Source organism: Streptomyces sp. CA-135486, from assembly GCF_050936555.1.
Classification (GTDB): Bacteria; Actinomycetota; Actinomycetes; order Streptomycetales; family Streptomycetaceae; genus Streptomyces.
Genome location: NZ_JBNJMM010000001.1, coordinates 2,027,588 through 2,048,714, shown reverse-complemented (window position 1 = coordinate 2,048,714; position 21,127 = coordinate 2,027,588). Strand labels below are relative to the sequence as shown.

Genomic DNA, 21,127 nt, shown 5'->3' with positions numbered 1-21,127 from the left:
CACATATTGTGATCTTGCGCGCGAATCGTGCTGGGACGATAAATCGACCCAAGCCCCGCGGCAAACGGGGCACGCCGCCGCATCGGTCCGCCCCGGCCTGCGACACGGCGAACCTGCATCCGTTGTGCCCAGCTCCCCGCCCGGTAATCCGCCCCGGGGGCGGAGCCGGACTCCGCCGGAGTCCGTATCGGCATTCGGCTCAACGACGCACCTCGCGGACGAGCCCGTGGACGGCCCGGTGAAATACGGTCGGCCGCCCCCGGTACGGGCCCGTACACTGGGCGCAGCGAAAGGCGTGGATGGGGACGAGTAGCGTCGTAAGCAGCCATGAGCGACCCGGGGACGGTGAGAGCCCGGGGGCGAGCACGATGTGAAGCATCACCCCTGAGCCGCCGGAAGAAAGCCGCAAGGCGAGTAGAACCGGCTTCGCGACCCCAATGAGGGGGCTCACCGATCACGGTCGGCGGGCCAAGGAGGGTGGTACCGCGGGAGCACAGGCTCTCGTCCCTCCGACGGAACGAATGACCTGTCCGTTGGAGGAGCTCCTCGATGACACCACCGCAGTACCGCCAGGTGCCCGCCCAGGTCGACCTGCCCGCGCTCGAGCACGCCGTGCTCGACTTCTGGCGCGACAGCAAGGTCTTCGCAAAGAGCCTCGAGCAGTCCGAGGGCCGTCCGGAGTGGGTCTTCTACGAAGGCCCGCCGACCGCCAACGGCATGCCCGGCGCCCATCACATCGAGGCCCGCGTCTTCAAGGACGTCTTCCCGCGCTTCCGCACGATGCGCGGCTACCACGTCGCCCGCAAGGCCGGCTGGGACTGCCACGGCCTGCCGGTCGAGCTCGCCGTCGAGAAGGAGCTCGGCTTCGCCGGCAAGAAGGACATCGAGGCGTACGGCATCGCCGAGTTCAACGCCAAGTGCCGTGAGTCGGTGACCCGTCACACCGACGCGTTCGCCGAGCTCACGACCCGCATGGGCTACTGGGTCGACCTCGACGACGCGTACCGCACGATGGACCCCGAGTACATCGAGTCGGTGTGGTGGTCACTGAAGGAGATCTTCAACAAGGGCCTCCTTGTCCAGGACCACCGCGTCGCCCCCTGGTGCCCGCGCTGCGGCACCGGCCTCTCGGACCATGAGCTGGCGCAGGGGTACGAGACGGTCGTGGACCCGTCCGTCTTCGTCCGCTTCCCGCTGACCTCCGGCCCGCTCGCGGGCGAGGCGGCGCTGCTCGTCTGGACGACGACTCCCTGGACGCTGGTCTCCAACACCGCGGTGGCCGCGCACCCCGAGGTCACCTACCTCGTCGCGACGAACGGCGAGGAGAAGCTGGTCGTCGCACAGCCACTGCTCGATAAGGCGCTCGGCGAAGGCTGGGAGACCACGGGGCAGTCCTTCACCGGCGCCGAGATGGAGCGCTGGACGTACGACCGTCCCTTCGCCCTGGTGGAGTTCCCCTCCGAAGCCCACTACGTCGTCAATGCCGAGTATGTGACGACCGAGGACGGCACCGGTCTGGTCCACCAGTCCCCCGCCTTCGGTGAGGACGACCTCAAGGTCTGCCGTGCGTACGGCCTCCCGGTCGTGAACCCGGTCCGCCCCGACGGCACCTTCGAGGAGAACGTCCCGCTGGTCGGCGGCGTCTTCTTCAAGAAGGCCGACGAGACGCTCGTGGACGATCTGCAGGCCCGCGGACTGCTCTTCAGGCACGTCCCGTACGAGCACAGCTATCCGCACTGCTGGCGCTGCCACACCGCGCTGCTGTACTACGCGCAGCCGTCCTGGTACATCCGCACGACCGCGATCAAGGACCGGCTGCTCCAGGAGAACGAGAACACCAACTGGTTCCCGGACTCGGTCAAGCACGGCCGCTTCGGCGACTGGCTGAACAACAACGTCGACTGGGCGCTCTCCCGCAACCGCTACTGGGGCACGCCGCTGCCGATCTGGCGCTGCGAGGAGAACCACCTCACCGTCGTCGGCTCGCGCACCGAGCTCACCGAGCTGACGGGCGAGGACCAGTCGGCGCTTGACCCGCACCGCCCGTTCATCGACGAGGTCACCTTCCCGTGCCCGCAGTGCTCCGGCACGGCGACGCGCGTGCCGGAGGTCATCGATGCCTGGTACGACTCGGGCTCGATGCCGTTCGCGCAGTGGGGCTATCCGCACAAGAACAAGGAACTCTTCGAGAAGCGCTACCCGGCTCAGTTCATCTCGGAGGCCATCGACCAGACGCGCGGGTGGTTCTACACGCTGATGGCCGTGGGCACGCTCGTCTTCGACAAGTCCTCGTACGAGAACGTGGTCTGCCTGGGCCACATCCTCGCCGAGGACGGCCGCAAGATGTCCAAGCACCTGGGGAACACCCTTCAGCCGATCCCGCTGATGGACCAGCACGGCGCCGACGCGGTCCGCTGGTTCATGGCGGCGGGCGGGTCACCGTGGGCGGCGCGCAGGGTGGGTCACGGCACGATCCAGGAGGTCGTGCGCAAGACCCTCCTCACGTACTGGAACACGGTGGCCTTCCAGGCCCTGTACGCGCGCACGTCCAACTGGGCGCCGTCCGCGGCCGATCCGGCCCCGGCCGAGCGTACGGTCCTGGACCGCTGGCTGCTGAGCGAGCTGGGCGCGCTGGTGGACCAGACGACCCAGGCACTGGAGGGGTACGACACCCAGCGCGCCGGAAAGCTGCTGTCGGCCTTCGTCGACGACCTGTCCAACTGGTACGTACGCCGCTCGCGCCGCCGCTTCTGGCAGGGCGACGCTGCCGCGCTGCGCACGCTGCACGACGTCATCGAGACGGTGACCCGTCTGATGGCCCCGCTGACCCCGTTCATCACCGAGCGGGTCTGGCAGGACCTGATCGTCCCGGTGACGCCGGACGCGCCCGAGTCGGTGCATCTGTCGACCTGGCCGGCGGCCGACCTGGACGCCATCGACCCCACCCTCTCCTCCCGGATGGCGCTGGTCCGCCGACTGGTGGAGCTGGGCCGCGCCACCCGCGCGGAGTCCGGGGTCAAGACCCGCCAGCCGCTGTCGCGTGCGCTGGTGGGGGCGGCGGGCTTCGAGTCGCTCTCCCCCGAGCTGCAGGCGCAGATCACCGAGGAGCTGAACGTCTCGTCCCTCGCCTCGCTCTCCGAGGTCGGCGGCTCGCTGGTCGACACGACGGCGAAGGCGAATTTCCGCGCGCTGGGCAAGCGCTTCGGCAAGGGCGTCCAGGCCGTGGCCAAGGCGGTCGCCGAGGCGGATGCCGCGGCGCTCTCCCTCGCCCTGCGCGAGGGGACTGCCTCCGTCGAGGTCGACGGCTCGCCCGTCGCCCTCTCCCCGGAGGAGGTCATCATCACCGAGACCCCGCGCGAGGGCTGGTCGGTGGCCTCCGACTCGGGTGCGACGGTCGCGCTCGACCTGGAGATCACGCCGGAGCTGCGGCTCGCGGGCCTGGCGCGTGACGCGATCCGCCTGATCCAGGAGGCCCGCAAGAACAGCGGCCTCGACGTGGCGGACCGGATCGCGGTGACCTGGTCGGCGACGGACCCGTCCACGACGGAGGCGCTGACGGAGCACGCGGGTCTGATCGCGGACGAGGTGCTGGCAACGGAGTTCGGCCAGGACACGGCGTCGGAGGGCTTCGGTGACCCGTTCACGGACGAGGGCCTGTCGCTGACATTCCGTCTGCGCAAGGTGTAACGCGTCACGGCAAGGGGGCCCGGGCGATGGCTCGGGCCCTTTTGCTTTCCCTCCGGCCCAGCCCGAAAACAAGCCCCTCCGGCGATTGAGGCGCGGGGCCCGGGGCGGAGCCCCCAAACCAGCCTCTCCGGCGATTGAGGCGCGAGGCCCGGGGCGGAGCCCCGGCCCGGGAAGGGGCGGGTAGAGGACAAAGCCCGCCGCAGGCGTCCCCTACGCAGGGCACCGCAAAGGGCCGGGCCCGGGACGTCATGTCCCGGGCCCGGCCCTCAGCCTGCCGACGGCTACGCGCGATACGCGCGACCCGCCGTCAGTTGTCGTCCTCGTCGATCAGAAAGCCCCGCATCGGCGACGGCGCCTGCTGCATCGGCTGCGGCGCCTGCGGCCGCACCGGTGCCATCGGCTGGGTCATCGCCGGGGACATCTGCTGCTGCCCGCCGTACGACGGGGCACCACCCATCGACTGGTTGCCGCCCATCGACTGGCCCATGGACTGACCCATCGACTGTCCCATGGACTGGTTGCCGCCCATGGTGTGACCCATCGCACCCGCACCGGCCGAAGCCATCGACGGGGACGGCGGCAGCGAAGCGGTCGCGGGAGTACGCGGCGGGGCCAGCGAGTCGTCCGCCTGGGTCTCCAGCTGACGCAGCTGCGACTCCAGGTAGGACTTCAGACGCGTGCGGTACTCGCGCTCAAAGCCCCGCAGGTCCTCGACCTTGCGCTCCAGCGTGGCGCGCGCGGACTCCAGCGAGCCCATCGCGACGCGGTGCTTCTCCTGCGCGTCCCGCTCGAGCGCGTCCGCCTTGGCGCGGGCGTCCCGCTCCAGGCCCTCGGCGCGGCTGCGCGCCTCGCCGACGATCTTGTTGGCCTCGGAACGGGCCTCCGCGATCGCCTGGTCCGCGGTCTGCTGAGCCAGCGAGAGCACGCGCGCGGCGCTGTCGCCGCCGGGGCCCTGCTGAGGCATCTGCGGGTGACCGCCCATGGGGCCGCCCATCGGGCCACCCATGGGACCGCCCTGCATCGGACCGGGTCCCATCGGGCCCTGCGGACCGCCGTGGCTGGGACCGGCGGGCAGCTGCGGAGCACCACTGGGCAGCTGGGGGGGACCCATCTGCGGGGGCTGCTGCTGGACCGGCGGTCCGGATATGGCGGCGGGCACCGGCCCACCCGGACCTCGGCCGTCCTGTGGCTCCGGCTTGCGCATGCCCTGCTGCTGGTTCTGCGCGGCCGCACGTGTCGCCGCGGCCAACTTGGCACGCAGGTCCTCGTTCTCGCGGAGCAGGCGGGTCAGTTCGGACTCGACCTCGTCGAGGAAGGCATCGACCTCGTCCTCGTCATAGCCTTCTCGGAGGCGGACGGTCGTGAACTGCTTGTTCCGCACGTCCTCGGGGGTCAGCGGCATCTCTTCTTCACCTCTACGTAGTCGTCGGCAGTCGGCAGGACCGTATCGCTCACATCAGTTCCCCACGCCGTTCACGACGGAGATCAGAATGTAGACGATGATCATCAGAACGAAGAAGGACAGGTCGAGTGCCACGCCCCCGAGACGCAGCGGCGGAATGAACCGCCGCAGAAGCTTGAGCGGTGGATCGGTGACAGTGTAGGTGGCCTCCAGAACGACCACCATCGCCTTACCGGGTTGCCATGAGCGGGCGAACTGGAAGACGTAGTCCATGACCAGCCGGAAGATCAGCACGACAAGGAAGCACACCAGCGCGATGTAGACCACATCCAGTGCCACGCCCATTCCGTGCTTCCCTCTCCCCTGGCTCTCGTCTTACCGGCCTCGCGGCCGGGTCGTTCCCGGTGTCGTTTTCTCAGCTCTGGTTGAAGAATCCGCCCTCTGCGATGCGGGCCTTGTCCTCCGCCGTGACATCGACGTTAGCAGGCGACAACAGGAACACCTTCTGCGTCACTCGCTCAATGCTGCCATGCAAGCCGAAGACGAGTCCCGCGGCAAAGTCGACAAGTCGCTTTGCATCGGTGTCGTCCATCTCCGTCAGATTCATGATCACCGGGGTGCCCTCGCGGAAGTGTTCCCCGATGGTACGGGCCTCGTTGTAGGTCCGCGGGTGCAGTGTGGTGATGCGGTAAGGCTCCCGCTCGGACACAACCTTGGGCATGATCACCGGTGCGTTCTTCTCCAGGTTTGGGCGTTCAGGTGTGATGGACGCCACGGGGGCAATTCGTGCCGGACGTCCGACTTCGACGGGAAGCGGAACCGGCTCGCGCTGCGCGGGCGGTTGCACCACTCGTACCGGTTCGTCCCGCTCGACCTGGTGCGGGGGCTGGTGACGCCGGTGGTCCCGCTCGGGCTCCGGCTCGGGTTCGAAGTCGTCGTCGGGATCGAAACCTCGGCCGTCGTACCCATCGTCCTCCACGAGGCCGAGGTAGACCGCCATCTTGCGCATCGCGCCGGCCATTCTCTGAGTCCTCCGCTCTGTGGTGGATCGGATCGGCCTCGTCACCAAGTGCCCGCGATCCACTCGGTCTGCCCGAATTTGCCGGGAATGACCATATTTTCTGCTGTGGTCCGACTTGCTTCGCGACGTTACCCGAGCCGGGGTCGGAGTCCGAGTACCGCAGTGCCGACGCGCACATGTGTCGCTCCGGCCGCCACGGCTTCTTCGAGGTCCGCACTCATCCCTGCTGACACCATGTTCGCAGCCGGATGCCCGGCGCGCAGGCGGGATGAGAATTCCATCAGCCGCTCGAACGCCGCCTGTTGCCGTCCCGCGTACGGTCCGGCGAGCGGCGCGACGATCATAAGACCGTCGAGCCGCAGTCCTGGGGCTTCCTCCACCGCGGCGGCCAACTCCTCGATGCCGTCCGGCGCGATGCCGCCCCGCGCCCCGCGCTCCCCCGACCCGGCATCCAGCGCGACCTGGATCAGGCAGCCGAGCTCACGCTCATCGCGTACCGCGGCGGCGGAAAGAGCGGTAACGAGCTTGAGCCGGTCGACAGACTGCACGACATCGGCATAACTCGCCACGGAACGGACCTTGTTGGTCTGCAACTGTCCGACAAAGTGCCAGCTGAGGTCCAGATCCGAGCAGGCGGCGGCCTTCGGCGCCGCGTCCTGGTCACGGTTCTCGGCGACATGCCGCACACCGAGCTCGTACAGCAGCCGCACATCGCTCGCGGGGTAGGTCTTGGTGACCACGATCAGGGTCACCTCCTCCCGCTTGCGGCCGGCGGCCGCACAGGCGGAGGCGATACGTTCCTCCACCAACGCCAGGTTCCCTGCGAGTTCGGTTCTGCGGTCGGTCATGCGGTCTCTCCTGCCGGGGGTCCGGGGGTCGCCCCCCGGGAAGGCACAGCCAGCCAGACATATCCGGCGAGCCGCCCGGTGGTGCGGTCGCGGCGGTACGAGTAGTGGTCTCGTGATTCCAGTGTGCAGACCTTCGAGCGCTGCCGGTCCTGCACGCCGAGCGCTTCGAGCTGGGCGTGGACCGCGGCCGTGACATCGACGGCCGGAGTGCCCCAGCTGGTCTCGGACCAGGCGGCCGGCTCGACCGCGGCGACTTCCGCCCGCATCTGTTCGGGAACTTCGTAGCAGCGTCCGCAGACGGCGGGCCCTGTTCTGGCGATGATCCGCTCCGGGCGCGCACCCAGTGATCGCATCGCCTCGATCGCCGCGGGCACGATCCCCGCGACCATCCCGGGCCGGCCCGCGTGCGCGGCGCCCACCACTGACGCGACCGGGTCGGCGAGCAGTACGGGAGCGCAGTCGGCGGTCAGTACGGCGAGGGCGAGCCCGCGCCGCGCAGTGACCAGGCCGTCCACGGGCGGCGTCGGACCCTCGCCCCACGGCCCGTCCACCTCGGCGACGTCCTTGCCGTGGACCTGGTTCATCCACACGACCTCGTCCGGGTCGAGCCCCAGCTCCTTGGCGGCGATCGCCCGGTTGGCCAGGACGGCCGCGGGGTCGTCGCCGACCGCACCGCCGAGGTTGAGCTCTTCGTACGGAACGGCGCTCACCCCGCCCCACCTGTCGGTGAAGGCGAAGTGCGCGCCGCTCACGATGTCGTGCTGTCCTATCACTTCAAGAAGTCCGGGACATCGAGCTCTTCGGCCTGGGCGTCCGGGTACGGACGGGCGGGCGGGACCTGCGCCGACGAGCCCGGGGAGTGCAGGTCGCCGGCGACCGGGGCCGGCTCGGGAACCGAGGGCTCCTCGCGGACCGGCACGGAGCCGAGCGAGGAGCGCGAGCTCTCCGTGGAGCGGGAGGAGGACGCCTGCTGCTCGTCGCGCTTGTTCGCGCCGGCGCCGAGGACTGTGTCCCGGCGGGCCGGCGGCTGTCCGCCGTCGAAGCCGGCCGCGATGACCGTGACCCGTACCTCGTCGCCCAGGGCGTCGTCGATGACCGCGCCGAAGATGATGTTGGCCTCAGGGTGGGCGGCCTCGCTGACCAGCTGGGCCGCCTCGTTGATCTCGAAGAGACCGAGGTCCGAGCCACCGGAGATGGAGAGCAGCACCCCGCGGGCGCCGTCGATGGAGGCCTCGAGCAGCGGCGAGGAGATCGCCATCTCGGCCGCCGCCACCGCGCGGTCGTCGCCGCGGGCCGAGCCGATGCCCATGAGCGCCGATCCCGCCTCGGACATCACGGACTTGACGTCGGCGAAGTCGAGGTTGATCAGGCCGGGGGTGGTGATGAGATCCGTGATGCCCTGGACACCGCTCAGCAGCACCTGGTCCGCGGACTTGAATGCGTCAAGCACGCTCACCTGGCGGTCCGAGATGGACAGCAGGCGGTCGTTCGGGATCACGATCAGGGTGTCGACCTCTTCACGGAGCTCGGCGATGCCGTCCTCCGCCTGGTTCGCCCGGCGGCGGCCCTCGAAGGTGAACGGACGGGTGACCACGCCGATGGTCAGGGCGCCGAGCGTGCGAGCGATATTGGCGACGACGGGTGCGCCGCCGGTGCCGGTGCCGCCCCCCTCGCCTGCGGTGACGAAGACCATGTCGGCCCCCTTGAGGACCTCCTCGATCTCCTCACGGTGGTCCTCTGCCGCCTTGCGGCCGACTGCCGGGTTGGCTCCGGCCCCCAGGCCGCGGGTCAGTTCACGACCGACGTCGAGCTTGACGTCGGCGTCGCTCATCAACAGGGCTTGCGCGTCAGTGTTGATCGCGATGAACTCGACGCCCTTGAGGCCGACCTCGATCATTCGGTTGATGGCATTGACACCACCGCCGCCGACACCGATGACCTTGATGACTGCGAGGTAGTTCTGCGGTGCTGCCACGTCGAAGGCCTCTCGCCTCGAGTTACGTGTCGTCGCTGCGCGGTTGCAGCGTTGCGACGACGGATGCCGATGGGACGGTCCGAACGCCGACCCAAACCCTAACGCTGAAGTTTAGGGTTATCAGTGTGTCTGCTTCCTGGACTCTCCGAACAGGACACTAAGTCGACAAGTGGCGCGTGTTCAACGAACACGCCGAACCTCCCGTTTTTCTTTTCACCCTATGTGATCAGCCGCTGCGCTGCCCAGTCAGGGTGCTGAACAGCGCATATGTCCGTCAACTCCTCGATGCCGCAGGGGCGGTGGGCGCGCTCACGTCGAAGTGCCGGGCCTTGGGCGCGGCTTTCATCAGTGCGGTGAGCGCACGCGCCTTCACCGGTCCATGCTCGGCGCTGCCCCAGACCACCGTACGGTCCCCGCTCAACTCCACGGTGATGTAGTCGTACGAACGGACTGTGATCTTTATTGTGTCCGCGGCGACATTTCCGGGGAGTTCGTCCCTGACCCGCACCGCCGCGTCGACGAGCCGGTCGGTGCCGAAACGGCGCAGACTCGGGGACTGCCCCACTGCCATCTCGAGCAGCGGAACTGCCTTGGGAGCCTTGTCCACTGTGGCGAACCGTACGCCCTTCGCGTCCACTTCGACGAACCTTGCGCCCTTTTCCAGCAGCAGAACGGGCTTTCGCTCGGTCACTTTCAGACCGATCCCGTGCGGCCACGACCGCACGACGTCCACCGTGTCGATACGGGGCAGCTTCCGCCGCAGCCGTGCCTCAATGGCATCCGTATGGACGGAAATCAGCGGCGAACCGATCGGCACGTCCGCCGCGTCCATGACCTCCTGCGGCGTCAGAACCGCAACTCCGGAGGTCTCCACCCGCTCCACGCGCAGCCATGGGGAGCCGTAGAGCACCCAGATTCCGCCCGCGAGAAGCAGGATCGAGGCGGCGGCGATCAGCAGGACGAGCCGGCCGGGGAGGCGCAGCCGACCAGCCGGGGGGCCCTGGGTCGGCGGGCCCGCCGACCCCGCGTTCCCGCCGGGGGGCTTGCCTGCCCCCCGTTCGGCGGTGGTCGGTCCGGCCACGCTCCCCTGCCCTTCTTACGCCTGGCGGCGTGCAGCGATCGCCTCGTACACCATGCCGACGAGCAGGTCGTCGGCGTCCCTGCGGCCGAACTCGGCGGCGGCACGCGACATCTCGTACAGCCGGTGCGGATCGGCAAGCACCGGAAGGACATTGCCCTGGACCCACTCGGGGGTCAGTTCGGCGTCGTCGACCAGCAGTCCGCCTCCGGCCTTCACCACCGGCTGGGCGTTGAGCCGCTGTTCGCCGTTGCCGATCGGCAGCGGTACATACGCGGCGGGCAGACCCACGGCGGACAGTTCGGCGACGGTCATCGCGCCCGCGCGGCAGAGCATCATGTCGGCCGCGGCGTACGCGAGGTCCATCCGATCCACGTACGGTACCGGGATGTAGGGCGGCATACCGGGCATGTTGTCCACGCGCGGCAGTTCGTTCTTCGGGCCGACCGCGTGCAGGATCTGGATGCCGGATCGCTGCAGCACCGGAGCGATCTGCTGGATCACCTCGTTGAGGCGGCGGGCGCCCTGCGAGCCGCCGGAGACCAGCAGCGTCGGCAGGTTGGGGTCCAGACCGAAGGCGGCGCGCGCCTCGGGGCGCACTCGCGCGCGGTCGAGGGTGGCGATGGTGTGGCGCAGCGGGATGCCGATGTAGCGGGAGTTGCGCAGCTTGCTGTCGGGTGTGGCGACGGCCACGCCCGCGGCGTACCGCGAGCCGATCTTGTTGGCCAGACCGGGCCGGGCGTTGGCCTCGTGGACCACGATCGGCACCCCGAGCCGCTTGGCGGCCAGATAGCCGGGCAGCGCGACATAGCCGCCGAAGCCGACGACGCAGTCGGCCTTCGTACGCTCCAGGATCTGCTCGGCGGCCTTGATGGTGCCGCGCAGCCGCCCGGGGACGGTGATCAGCTCAGGGGTGGGCTTGCGCGGCAGCGGAACGGCGGGGATGAGCGCCAGCTCGTAACCCCGCTCGGGTACGAGCCTGGTCTCGAGCCCCTTCTCCGTGCCCAGTGCCGTGATCCCCACGGTCGGGTCCTGCCTGCGCAGGGCATCCGCGAGGGCGAGCGCCGGCTCGATGTGGCCGGCGGTCCCCCCACCGGCGAGTACGACATGCACCGAAATTCACCGCTCTCCGGACGGACGCTTCTTACCGCGCCGTCTCATTGTCTTCCATCTCACCCCGGGCCTCCGCACGGCCAGGGCCGCCTTCGCGGCTGGGTCCTCTCGCGCGAAGGCGATCAGCAGCCCGACAGCGAACATGGTCGGCAGCAGGGCCGATCCTCCGTAGGAGAACAGCGGGAGCGGGACACCGGCGATCGGCAGCAGACCGAGCACCGCACCGATATTGACCACGGCCTGCGCCGTGATCCAGGTGGTCACGCCTCCCGCGGCATACCTCACGAAGGGGTCCTCCGTGCGTCCGGCCACGCGGATACCCGCATAGCCTAGAGCCGCGAAGAGAGCGAGCACCGACAGCGTCCCCGCCAGCCCCAGTTCCTCCCCGGCAATGGCGAAGATGAAGTCGGTGTGAGGTTCGGGGAGTTGCCCCCATTTTTCCACACTTGCACCGAGACCGGAACCGAACCATCCGCCGGAGGCAAGAGCATAGATCCCGTGCACGGCCTGCCAGCACTCGCCTTTCGGCCCCAGGTCGATGGCGCCGATACAGGAGAGCCGGGACATCCGGTTCTCATTGGTCTTGATCAGTATGAAGCCGACGAGCCCGGCGATGCCGAGCACACCCGCGAACAGCCGGGTGGGCGCTCCGGCGAGCCACAGCAGGCCGAAGAGGATCGCGGTGAGGATGATCGCCGTACCCATGTCGCCGCCGAGCATGATCAGGCCCAGCAGCAGGAACGCGACCGGGACGAGCGGCACCAGCATGTGCTTCCACTGGGTCAGCAGCCGCTTGTCCTGCTTACGGGCGAGCAGATCGGCACCCCAGAGGATCAGCGCCAGCTTGCCGAATTCACTGGGCTGGAGCTGGAACGGGCCGCCCAGATAGATCCAGTTCTGGTTGCCGTTGACCGCGTGCCCTATCCCGGGGATCTGGACGAGCGCCATCAGAAAGATGGCGCCCATGAGCAGCGGATAGGACAGGGCGCGGTGGAGTTTGGCCGGCATCCGGGAGGCGATCAGCAGCAGACCGGTGCCGATGGCGGCGGCGAGGAACTGCTTCCGGAAGAAGTACGAGGCCGGGAGCGAGAGCTCGAGCGCCTTGATCATCGAGGCGGAGTAGACCATCACGAGGCCGAGCACGGTGATCAGCAGGCTGCTGCCGAGGATCAGGTAGTACGCGGTCAGCGGCCGGTCCCAGGCGCGGCGCGCCTGCTCGTACAGGCGCCGGGGGCCGCGGCCGCGGGGCGGCCGTGGGGTGCTGGGCCTGCGGGCGTTGCGGCGGGCGACGGGCGGGCGTCGTACGGCCCCGCCGGCGCGGCTGCGCAGCACGAGCCCGGTGTGACCGGGGCCGGGGCCGTGGCCTGCCAGGGCGGGCTGGAGGACCGGTCCGATCCCGGCGGCACGCTCGCGCAGGGTGCGCACAATGGCTGGTCCGACGTCGGCGGCACGCTCCCGCAGGGCCCGGACGGAGTCCGCGAGGGCGCTCGACGCGGCGTACGCGCTCCCGCGCGCGGCGGGGCGCCGCGGGCTCGGCCCTGGGGCGGCAGCCGGCCGCGGGCTCCGCCCGGAAGGGGCACCCTCCCGGCACGGCGCGGCAGGGTGGCGGCGCGGGCTCAGGGTGGGGGTGGTGTCATCGGCCGGCATGGTCGCTGTCCCCTCCAGTCGTACCTGGCGCGGCCGCCGGGACGCACGGCGCGGCGCGGGAGCCGGTCCGGTCAGGCGCGCTCGGCGGCGAGTGCGCGGACCGCGTCCGCAAACGCCTCGCCTCGCTTGTTGTAGTTGGCGAACATGTCCATCGACGCACAGGCCGGGGCCAGCAGAACCGTGTCCCCCGGCCGGGCGAGGCGCGCAGCTTCCGAGACCGCCGCCGACATCGCCCCAGTGTCTGTCCGGTCGAGGTCGACGACCGGGACCTCGGGCGCGTGTCGCGCGAGGGCTTCGCGGATCAGCGCCCGGTCCGCACCGATAAGTACTACTGCGCGCAGTCGCTTTGCCGACTTCTCGACGATGTCGTCGAAGGTCGCACCCTTGGCAAGGCCGCCCGCGATCCACACGATCGGGTCGTACGCCGCCAGAGACGCTTCCGCGGCATGGGTGTTGGTGGCCTTGGAGTCGTCGATGTACCCGACCCCGTCCACGTCCTCGACGCGCTCGATGCGGTGCGGATCGGGCCGGAAGTTGCGCAGTCCGTCCCGTACGGCAGCGGGTGCGACGCCGTACGCACGGGCAAGCGCCGCCGCCGCAAGGGCGTTGGCGATGTTGTGCGGGGCCGGCGGGTCGACGTCCGCGACCTCGGCGAGCTCCTGCGCCTGCTTCTGCCGGTTCTCGACGAAGGCGCGGTCGACCAGGATGCCGTCCACGACTCCGAGTTGGGACGCACCCGGCGTGCCGAGGGTGAAGCCGATCGCCCGGCAGCCCTCCTCGACGTCCGCCTCGCGCACCAGGTCCTCGGTCGCCTGGTCGGCGGCGTTGTAGACACAGGCGACGGTGTTGCCCTCGTAGATCCGGCCCTTGTCGGCGGCGTACGCCTGCATCGAGCCGTGCCAGTCGAGGTGGTCCGGCGCCAGGTTGAGCACGACGGCGGAGTGGGCGCGCAGCGACGGCGCCCAGTGCAGCTGGTAGCTGGAGAGTTCGACGGCCAGGACGTCGTATTCCTCCTCGCCGAGGACCGCGTCGAGCAGCGAGACGCCGATGTTGCCGACGGCCGCCGTCCGCAGACCCGCGGCCCGAAGGATCGAGGCGAGCATCCGTACGGTCGTGGTCTTGCCGTTGGTACCGGTGACCGCGAGCCAGGGCGCTGCCTTTCTGCCGTCCCGCCCGCGCAGCCGCCAGGCCAGTTCGACGTCGCCCCAGACGGGGACGCCCGCCTCGGCGGCGGCCAGGAACAGCGGCTTGTCCGGCTTCCAGCCGGGCGTGGTGACGATGAGCTCCGTACCGGCGGGCAGCGTGGCCCCGTCGCCGAGGCGGACGGTGATGCCCGCCGCCTCCAGCTCGGCCGCCTGCGCACGGGAGCGCTCGTCGTCCCCGTCGTTGACGACCGTGACGACGGCGCCGAGACCGTGCAGCACGCGGGCCGCCGGGATCCCGGAGACCCCGAGACCCGCGACGGTGACCCGCTTGCCCTGCCAGTCCTGCGTGCTCACTTGTCGGCCGCCCAGCCCGCGTAGAAGAGACCAAGACCCACGATGACGCACATGCCCTGGATGATCCAGAAGCGGACCACCACAAGGACTTCCGACCACCCCTTGAGTTCGAAGTGGTGCTGGAGCGGCGCCATCCGGAAGACCCGCTTGCCGGTCATCTTGAAGGAACCGACCTGGATGACCACGGACATGGTGATCAGGACGAACAGGCCGCCGAGGAGTGCGAGCAGGAACTCCGTGCGGGAGCAGATGGCCAGACCCGCGAGCGCGCCGCCGAGGGCGAGCGAACCGGTGTCGCCCATGAAGATCTTGGCGGGCGACGTGTTCCACCACAGGAAGCCGAAGCAGGAGCCCATCAGGGCGGAGGCGACGACCGCGAGGTCCAGCGGATCGCGTACCTCGAAACAGGCGTTGGGGTTGGTCAGCGTCACCGCGTTGGCGCAGGACTCCTGGAACTGCCAGAGCCCGATGAAGGTGTATGCGCCGAAGACCATCACCGATGCGCCGGTGGCCAGGCCGTCCAGACCGTCCGTCAGATTCACGCCGTTCGACATCGCGAGAATCATGAACAGCGCCCAGACGACGAAGATCACCGGGCCGATCGACCAGCCGAAGTCCGTGATGAACGAAAGCTTGGTGGAGGCGGGGGTGTTGCCTCGGCTGTCGGCGAACTGCAGCGACAGCACGGCGAATGCGATGCCGACGATCAGCTGGCCGGCCATCTTCGCCTTGGCCCGCAGCCCCAGCGAGCGCTGCTTGACGATCTTGATGTAGTCGTCGAGGAAGCCGACCAGGCCCATGCCCGCCGTAAGGAAGAGCACCAGCACACCCGAGAACGTCGGGTCCTCGCCGGTGATCACCTTGGCCAGGGCGTACGCGATCAGCGTGGCCAGGATGAAGGCGATACCGCCCATGGTGGGCGTGCCCTGCTTGCTGCCGTGGCTGCGCGGGCCGTCGTCCCGGATGAATTGCCCGTATCCCTTGCGGGCCAGGAGCTTGATCAGCAGCGGAGTGCCGACCAGGGTCAGGAAGAGCCCGATGGCTCCCGCGAAGAGGATCTGCCTCATCGGCCGGCCACCTCGCCCTCGGCCGTGTCCTCGAGGAGCGCCTGGGCGACCCGCTCAAGACCGACCGACCTGGAAGCCTTCACCAGCACGACGTCTCCCGGTCGCAGTTCACTGCGCAACAGGTCGACCGCCGCCCGCGCGTCGGACACGTGCACCGACTCCTCACCCCACGAACCCTCGTTATATGCGCCCAGTTGAAGCCAGGACGCTTCCCTGCCCCCGACTGCGACAAGCTTGCTGACGTTGAGCCGGACGGCGAGCCGTCCGACCGCGTCGTGCTCGGCGAGCGCTTCGTCGCCGAGCTCGGCCATCAGGCCGAGCACCGCCCACGTTCTCCCCCCCTTTGCCTGCGAGGCTTTGCCCATGGCCGCGAGCGCGCGAAGGGCGGCTCGCATGGACTCGGGGTTCGCGTTGTAAGCGTCGTTCACGACCGTCACGCCGTCCGGTCGCTCGGTGACCTCCATGCGCCAGCGGGAGAGGGTGCCCGCCTCGGAGAGCGCGAGGGCGATCTCGTCGACGGACATGCCCAGCTCATGGGCGACGGCGGCCGCGGCGAGCGCGTTCGACACGTGGTGCTCACCGTACAGGCGCAAGGTCACGTCGCTGCACCCGGAGGGTGTGTGGAGCCTGAAAGCGGGCTGTCCGGATTCTGTGAGCCGGACATTCTCGGCGCGTACGTCGGCGTCGTCGGCCTCTCCGAAGAGAACGACGCGTGCCTTGGTACGGGAAGCCATGGCGCGTACGAGAAGGTCGTCGGCGTTGAGCACGGCCACGCCGTCCTCCGGCAGGGCCTCCACGATCTCGCCCTTGGCCTCGGCGATCTGCTCGCGGCCGCCGAACTCGCCGATGTGGGCGGTGCCCACGTTCAGTACGAGACCGATCTTCGGCGGGACCAGACCGGTGAGGTAGCGGATGTCGCCGATATAGCGGGCGCCCATTTCGAGGACGAGGTGCTCGGTGTCCTCGGCGGCCCGCAGCGCGGTCAGCGGCAGACCGATCTCGTTGTTCAGATTGCCCGCCGGGTAGACCGTGGGGCCCTTGCGCTCAAGGAGTTGGGCGATCAGGTCCTTGGTGCTGGTCTTGCCGGCCGAGCCGGTGAGCGCGACGGTGGTGGCGCCGAGGCGTTCGACGACGCGGCGGGCGAGGGCGCCGAGCGCGGCGGTCACGTCGGGCACGACGATCGCGGGTACGCCGACGGGGCGGGTGGCCAGCACGGCCACCGCTCCTGCCGCCACGGCCCGCTCGGCGTAGTCGTGGCCGTCGACGTGCTCGCCCGCGAAGGCGGCGAAGAGGGCACCGGGCTGTACCGCGCGGGAGTCGGTGACGACGGGACCGGTGACCGATGCGGCTGTATCCGGTATGTCGTACGACTGCCCGCCGACGATGTCGGCGATCTCGGCGAGGGAGAGGGCGATCACTGCTTCTTCCCACTGTTCTGAACGGCCGCAGCGTGCTCGATGGCGGCGCGCAGGACCTCACGGTCGTCGAAGGGGCGGACCACTCCGGCAATGTCCTGGCCCTGCTCATGGCCCTTGCCCGCGATCAGCACGGTGTCACCGGGCTCCGCGCGGGCGACGACCGCGGCGATGGCGGCCGCCCGGTCGGCCTCGACCAGGACGTCACCGCGCTCGTGGATCGGGACTTCGGCCGCCCCGGCGAGCATCGCGGCGAGGATCGCGAGCGGGTCCTCGGAGCGGGGGTTGTCCGAGGTCAGTACGGCGGTGTCGGAGAGGCGGGCAGCGGCGGCACCCATCGGGCCGCGCTTGGTCTTGTCCCGGTCGCCGCCGCAGCCGAGGACGAGGTGCAGCCTGCCGTCGGTGACCTTGCGCAGGGAGCGCAGGACCGATTCGACGGCATCCGTCTTGTGGGCGTAGTCCACGACGGCGAGATACGGCTGGCCCGCGTCCACGCGCTCGAGCCGGCCCGGCACACCGGGGACGGCGGCGATGCCGTCGGCCGCGGTCTGCGGGTCGATCCCGGCGACGGCGAGGGTGACGACGGCGGCCAGGGTGTTGGCCACATTGAACGGTCCCGGCAGCGGGGCCTGGGCGCGGATCCGCTCGCCGCCCGGTCCCACCGCGGTGAAAGTCGAGCCGACCGCGCTGATTTCCACATTCTCGGCCCGCCAGTCGGCGTCCGGATGGCCCTCGGCGGAGAAGCTGGTGACCGGTACGGACGCCTCCTTGAGGAGCCTGCGACCGTACTCGTCGTCGAAGTTGACCACCCCGAGCTTGCTGCGCTTGGGCGTGAACAGCTGCGCCTTCGCCTGGAAGTAGTCCTCCATGCCGGAGTGGAATTCCATGTGCTCGGGGCTGAGGTTGTTGAAGACGGCGACGTCGAAGACGCAGCCGTCGACCCGGCCGAGCACGAGGGCGTGGCTGGAGACCTCCATGGCGACCGACTCGACGCCCCGCTCGCGCATGACGGCGAACAGGGCCTGCAGGTCGGTGGCTTCCGGGGTGGTGCGCTCGGACTTGATCCGCTCGTCGCCGATGCGCATCTCGACCGTGCCGATCAGACCGGTGCTGTGGCCGGCGGCCCGCAGACCGCCCTCGACGAGATACGCCGACGTGGTCTTGCCGGAGGTGCCGGTGATGCCGATCTGGAGCAGATCCTCGCCGGGGTGCCCGTAGATCTCGGCGGCGAGCTCGCCCATGCGGCCGCGCGGGTCGGCGGTGACCAGGACCGGCAGGCCGGTCTCGGCCGCGCGCTCGGCGCCCGTCGGGTCGGTGAGGATCGCCGCCGCGCCGAGGTCAGCCGCCTGCGCGACGAAGTCGGCGCCGTGGAGCCGGGCGCCGGGGAGAGCGGCGTACACATCACCGGGCCGTACCGCCCGCGAGTCGTGGGTGATGCCCGTTGCTTCACCGGGGCCGGGGCTCTGCACACCCAGCCGGGCGGCCAGCTCCCCCAGGGGTGTCGGGCGGGGCCTGTCCGGACGGGGCGCTCCCGGCTGTTTCGCCGGGGCGTCCTGCTGGGCGGTTCGGTACTGATCAGCTTGTGACACGGCCGTGAGCGTACCCGGCGCACCCGGCCCGGGGGAAAAGGAGGGGGTACCGCGCGCAGCGCGCTTGTCCGGTCGGTTCCCGGATTCGGAGGCGATGGTCGTCACTGGGTGTTTCCTCCGCGTCACTCGCCGGGTTTGAAGGTCACGGGCAGCCGGGCGGGGTCGCTGCCGGTCGGCGCCACCTGGAGGGTCTTGAGCGAGAACTCCATGACCTTCTGGTAGATCGGGCCACAGATCTGGCCGCCGAAGTAGCTGCCCTTGGTGGGGTTCTGGATGGCGCAGTAGACGGTGATGCGCGGCTTGTCGGCGGGCGCGAACCCGGCGAAGGAGGCCGTGTAGCCGCGGTAGCGGCCCAGTTCCGGGTCGACCCGGTTGGCCGTGCCGGTCTTGCCCGCGACCCGGTAGCCGGGGATGCGGGCCTTGGTGCCGGTGCCCTCCTCGTCGCCGACGACCGACTCCAGCATGGTGGCGAGCGTGCTCGCGGTCTGCTCGCTGACGACGCGGGTCTTCTCGGGGGCGGGCGCCGGGGTGAAGTGGCCGTCCGGGCCCTTGGTGCCGCGGATCAGGGTGGGCTCGATGCGTACGCCACCGTTGGCGATCGTCGAGTAGACGGAGGCCGCCTGCATGGCGCTGAGCGAGAGGCCCTGGCCGAAGGGGATCGTGTACTGCTGCGAGGTGGACCAGTTCTGCGGCTTGGCGAGGATGCCCGGCGTCTCGCCCGGGTAGCCGATGCCGGTGGGACTGCCCAGGCCGAACTTCCGCAGATACGAGTAGAGGACCTGGTTGGCCTCCGGCTGGGTCTTGCCGAGCTGCCCGGCCGCCAGGATCGTGCCGATGTTGCTGGACTTGGCCAGTACGCCGTTGAGCGTGAGGTACCAGGTGGGGTGGTCGATGTCGTCCTTGAAGAGCCGGTCGCCGCGGTGCAGCCGGTTGGGGACGACGACATGGGTGCCGGGCGCGGCTGCCTTCTCCTCCAGCACGGCGGCCATGGACATCACCTTGGCGGTGGAGCCCGGCTCGTACGCGTCCTGGAGCGCGGCGTTGCCCATGGCGGCCGAGTTGGCCTGGGTGAGGTCGTTGGGGTCAAAGCCGGGCGCGTTGGCCATGGCGAGGACCTCGCCGGTCCGGGTGTCCTGCACCATCACGTAGCCGCGGTCGGCCTCGGACTTCCTGACCTGCTCGGCGATGGCCCGCTGGGCCGCCCACTGGATGTCGCGGTCGATGGTCAGCTCGATGTCGGAGCCGGGCACCGCGGGGACCTCGCGGGAGCCCGCGGTGGGGACGCGGCGGCCGCCGGACTGGGCGTAGGTGATCTTCCCGTCCTGGCCCGCGAGGGTCTTGTCGAGCATGGACTCGACGCCGCCGCCCCCGCGGCCCTCGGCGTTGACGTAACCGAGTATCCCGGCGGCGAGATCGCCGTTGGGGTAGACGCGTTTGCTGCTCGGTTCCTGGAAGACGCCGCTCAGCACGTTGGCGCCGGGTCCGCCCTTGCGCTTGTCGGCGGCGGCCTTCTCGGCGAAGACCGACTTGAGGTCCTTGATCTGGTTCCAGACCTGGGGGGTCTGGCGGCGGGCCAGCACGGTGTAGCGGGACTTGGGGGTCTTCAGCTTCTTGGCGAGCTCGGTGGCGTCCTTGCCGAGGAGGGGGGCGAGCAGTGCGGCCGCCTGTTCCGGGGCGTCGGGGGCCTTGCTCTCCTTGGGCGTGAACATCTTCGGGTCGGCGGTGATGTCGTATGCGTCGACGCTGGTGGCCAGGGCGATCCCGGCCCGGTCGGTGATCTCGCCGCGCTCGGCCGTGAGCACATGGCTGAGGTAGCGGTTCTTCTCCGCCTTGGCGGCGTACGCGCTGGCGTCGACGGCCTGCACCTGCAGGAGGCGTACGACGAAGGCCAGCATCACGAGGGTCAGACCGAGGCTGACCAGGCGCAGCCGGGGGCGCGGGCTGCCGAGCCGGATGACGCGCGGGCCCGGCCGGGGGCGGCGGCCCGCGGGGCGGACGGACGGACGCCGGGCGGGTCCTGGCACCCGGCGGCGCGGAGCTTCCTTGGGCACTGCGTCACCTGCCGGGGGTCGTCGGGGTCGGCTTCGCGGGCGGGCTGGACGGCTTGGCTGCCCGGGTCGGCGGGGCCGCCTGGGTGCTGGGCCCGGGGCCGGCCGCCCGGCTGGGCTTGGGGGGCGCGGGCTTGAGGGGCGCGGACTGCTGCTGGGCGGCCGGTGCGGATGGCGGTGCGGCGGAGGACGGCGCCGATGAGGGCGACGCGGGCGACTGCGACTGCGACTGCGACACGAGGGGCGACGCAGACGTGCTGGACTTCGCAGGCAACACGGCCGGGGCCACCGGAGCCGGGATCTCCATCGGCGTCGGGACCGGCGACGGCCGGGCGGTGGCCCGGCGAGGCACACCGCGGACCGTGCCGTCCGGGTCGAGGAAGGCGGGGCTGCCGCCGGGCACCATGCCCAGCTCGCGGGCGCGCCGCTCCAGAGCGTCGGGCGCGGAGCGGGCATCCACGTCCCGCTGCAGCGCCTGCTGCTCGTCGGTGAGCTCAGTGGTCTTCCGCTTGAGCTCGCTCAGCTTGAACGAGCCTTGGTTGAGCGCGGAGTTCAGCAACAGCAGCGTGATCAGCCCGCCGCCGAGAAGCACCACGACCAGCAGGACGAAGGGAGTACGGGCCGCGGTGCTCGGCCCTGACGGCATCAGCTTGGCCAGCCGCGCCGCCCGCCCCTTCAGCTGCTTGGCCGCTGCGCTCACCTGTTCCCCCCGCTCTCTTCCAGAGCTGACGCCCAGGT

General features: G+C 70.1%; 16 protein-coding genes. 1 reads left to right on the top strand and 15 read right to left on the bottom strand.

The window, feature by feature from the left end; genetic code table 11:
* Window positions 1-549: 549 nt before the first annotated feature.
* Complete coding sequence (gene ileS / locus ACQEVG_RS09265; protein WP_432979763.1) at window positions 550-3,687, top strand: isoleucine--tRNA ligase; 3,138 nt, start codon at window positions 550-552, stop codon at window positions 3,685-3,687.
* 307 nt (window positions 3,688-3,994) lie between these two features.
* Here ileS and ACQEVG_RS09260 read toward each other — a convergent pair whose 3' ends face one another.
* From ACQEVG_RS09260 to ACQEVG_RS09190, 15 genes are all read right to left on the bottom strand, one after another.
* Window positions 3,995-5,089, bottom strand: a complete 1,095-nt coding sequence (locus ACQEVG_RS09260) for a DivIVA domain-containing protein (RefSeq protein ID WP_432979760.1) — start codon at window positions 5,087-5,089, stop codon at window positions 3,995-3,997.
* Between the two features lie 54 nt (window positions 5,090-5,143).
* A complete protein-coding gene (locus ACQEVG_RS09255) occupies window positions 5,144-5,434 on the bottom strand; it encodes a YggT family protein (protein WP_432979757.1) in 291 nt (96 codons plus the stop codon).
* A 70-nt stretch (window positions 5,435-5,504) separates the two neighbouring features.
* Window positions 5,505-6,110 (bottom strand): cell division protein SepF, encoded by a 606-nt coding sequence (gene sepF / locus ACQEVG_RS09250; RefSeq protein ID WP_432979754.1) that lies wholly within the window; start codon window positions 6,108-6,110, stop codon window positions 5,505-5,507.
* A gap of 128 nt (window positions 6,111-6,238) precedes the next feature.
* Window positions 6,239-6,958, bottom strand: coding sequence for a YggS family pyridoxal phosphate-dependent enzyme (locus ACQEVG_RS09245; protein WP_432979751.1), 720 nt, complete (start codon window positions 6,956-6,958; stop codon window positions 6,239-6,241).
* Complete coding sequence (gene pgeF, locus ACQEVG_RS09240) at window positions 6,955-7,731, bottom strand: peptidoglycan editing factor PgeF (RefSeq protein WP_432979748.1); 777 nt, start codon at window positions 7,729-7,731, stop codon at window positions 6,955-6,957. The genes ACQEVG_RS09245 and pgeF overlap by 4 nt, the downstream gene beginning before the upstream one ends.
* On the bottom strand, window positions 7,728-8,933 hold the full coding sequence (gene ftsZ, locus ACQEVG_RS09235; protein WP_432979745.1) for a cell division protein FtsZ: 1,206 nt from the start codon (window positions 8,931-8,933) through the stop codon (window positions 7,728-7,730). The genes pgeF and ftsZ overlap by 4 nt, the downstream gene beginning before the upstream one ends.
* Before the next feature lie 274 nt (window positions 8,934-9,207).
* A complete protein-coding gene (locus tag ACQEVG_RS09230; protein ID WP_432979742.1) occupies window positions 9,208-10,014 on the bottom strand; it encodes a cell division protein FtsQ/DivIB in 807 nt (268 codons plus the stop codon).
* A 15-nt stretch (window positions 10,015-10,029) separates the two neighbouring features.
* A complete protein-coding gene (gene murG / locus ACQEVG_RS09225; RefSeq protein ID WP_360881716.1) occupies window positions 10,030-11,124 on the bottom strand; it encodes an undecaprenyldiphospho-muramoylpentapeptide beta-N-acetylglucosaminyltransferase in 1,095 nt (364 codons plus the stop codon).
* Between the two features lie 6 nt (window positions 11,125-11,130).
* A complete protein-coding gene (gene ftsW / locus ACQEVG_RS09220) occupies window positions 11,131-12,771 on the bottom strand; it encodes a putative lipid II flippase FtsW (protein ID WP_432979739.1) in 1,641 nt (546 codons plus the stop codon).
* Between the two features lie 71 nt (window positions 12,772-12,842).
* Complete coding sequence (gene murD / locus ACQEVG_RS09215) at window positions 12,843-14,270, bottom strand: UDP-N-acetylmuramoyl-L-alanine--D-glutamate ligase (RefSeq protein ID WP_432979736.1); 1,428 nt, start codon at window positions 14,268-14,270, stop codon at window positions 12,843-12,845.
* Window positions 14,267-15,337 (bottom strand): phospho-N-acetylmuramoyl-pentapeptide-transferase, encoded by a 1,071-nt coding sequence (gene mraY, locus ACQEVG_RS09210; protein WP_360866273.1) that lies wholly within the window; start codon window positions 15,335-15,337, stop codon window positions 14,267-14,269. The genes murD and mraY overlap by 4 nt, the downstream gene beginning before the upstream one ends.
* Window positions 15,334-16,755, bottom strand: coding sequence for a UDP-N-acetylmuramoyl-tripeptide--D-alanyl-D-alanine ligase (locus tag ACQEVG_RS09205; RefSeq protein ID WP_432979733.1), 1,422 nt, complete (start codon window positions 16,753-16,755; stop codon window positions 15,334-15,336). The genes mraY and ACQEVG_RS09205 overlap by 4 nt, the downstream gene beginning before the upstream one ends.
* On the bottom strand, window positions 16,752-18,446 hold the full coding sequence (locus tag ACQEVG_RS09200; RefSeq protein WP_432979730.1) for a UDP-N-acetylmuramoyl-L-alanyl-D-glutamate--2,6-diaminopimelate ligase: 1,695 nt from the start codon (window positions 18,444-18,446) through the stop codon (window positions 16,752-16,754). The genes ACQEVG_RS09205 and ACQEVG_RS09200 overlap by 4 nt, the downstream gene beginning before the upstream one ends.
* A 17-nt stretch (window positions 18,447-18,463) precedes the next feature.
* On the bottom strand, window positions 18,464-20,392 hold the full coding sequence (locus tag ACQEVG_RS09195) for a peptidoglycan D,D-transpeptidase FtsI family protein (protein WP_432979727.1): 1,929 nt from the start codon (window positions 20,390-20,392) through the stop codon (window positions 18,464-18,466).
* A 4-nt stretch (window positions 20,393-20,396) separates the two neighbouring features.
* Complete coding sequence (locus ACQEVG_RS09190) at window positions 20,397-21,089, bottom strand: FtsB family cell division protein (RefSeq protein ID WP_432979724.1); 693 nt, start codon at window positions 21,087-21,089, stop codon at window positions 20,397-20,399.
* Window positions 21,090-21,127 lie beyond the last annotated feature (38 nt).

Bases quoted from the DNA above. Each gene is read 5' to 3' on its own strand.
- ileS (WP_432979763.1), top strand. From the start codon at position 550: ATGACACCACCGCAGTACCGCCAGGTGCCCGCCCAGGTCGACCTGCCC.
- ACQEVG_RS09260 (WP_432979760.1), bottom strand. From the start codon at position 5,089: ATGCCGCTGACCCCCGAGGACGTGCGGAACAAGCAGTTCACGACCGTC.
- ACQEVG_RS09255 (WP_432979757.1), bottom strand. From the start codon at position 5,434: ATGGGCGTGGCACTGGATGTGGTCTACATCGCGCTGGTGTGCTTCCTT.
- sepF (WP_432979754.1), bottom strand. From the start codon at position 6,110: ATGGCCGGCGCGATGCGCAAGATGGCGGTCTACCTCGGCCTCGTGGAG.
- ACQEVG_RS09245 (WP_432979751.1), bottom strand. From the start codon at position 6,958: ATGACCGACCGCAGAACCGAACTCGCAGGGAACCTGGCGTTGGTGGAG.
- ftsW (WP_432979739.1), bottom strand. From the start codon at position 12,771: ATGCCGGCCGATGACACCACCCCCACCCTGAGCCCGCGCCGCCACCCT.
- mraY (WP_360866273.1), bottom strand. From the start codon at position 15,337: ATGAGGCAGATCCTCTTCGCGGGAGCCATCGGGCTCTTCCTGACCCTG.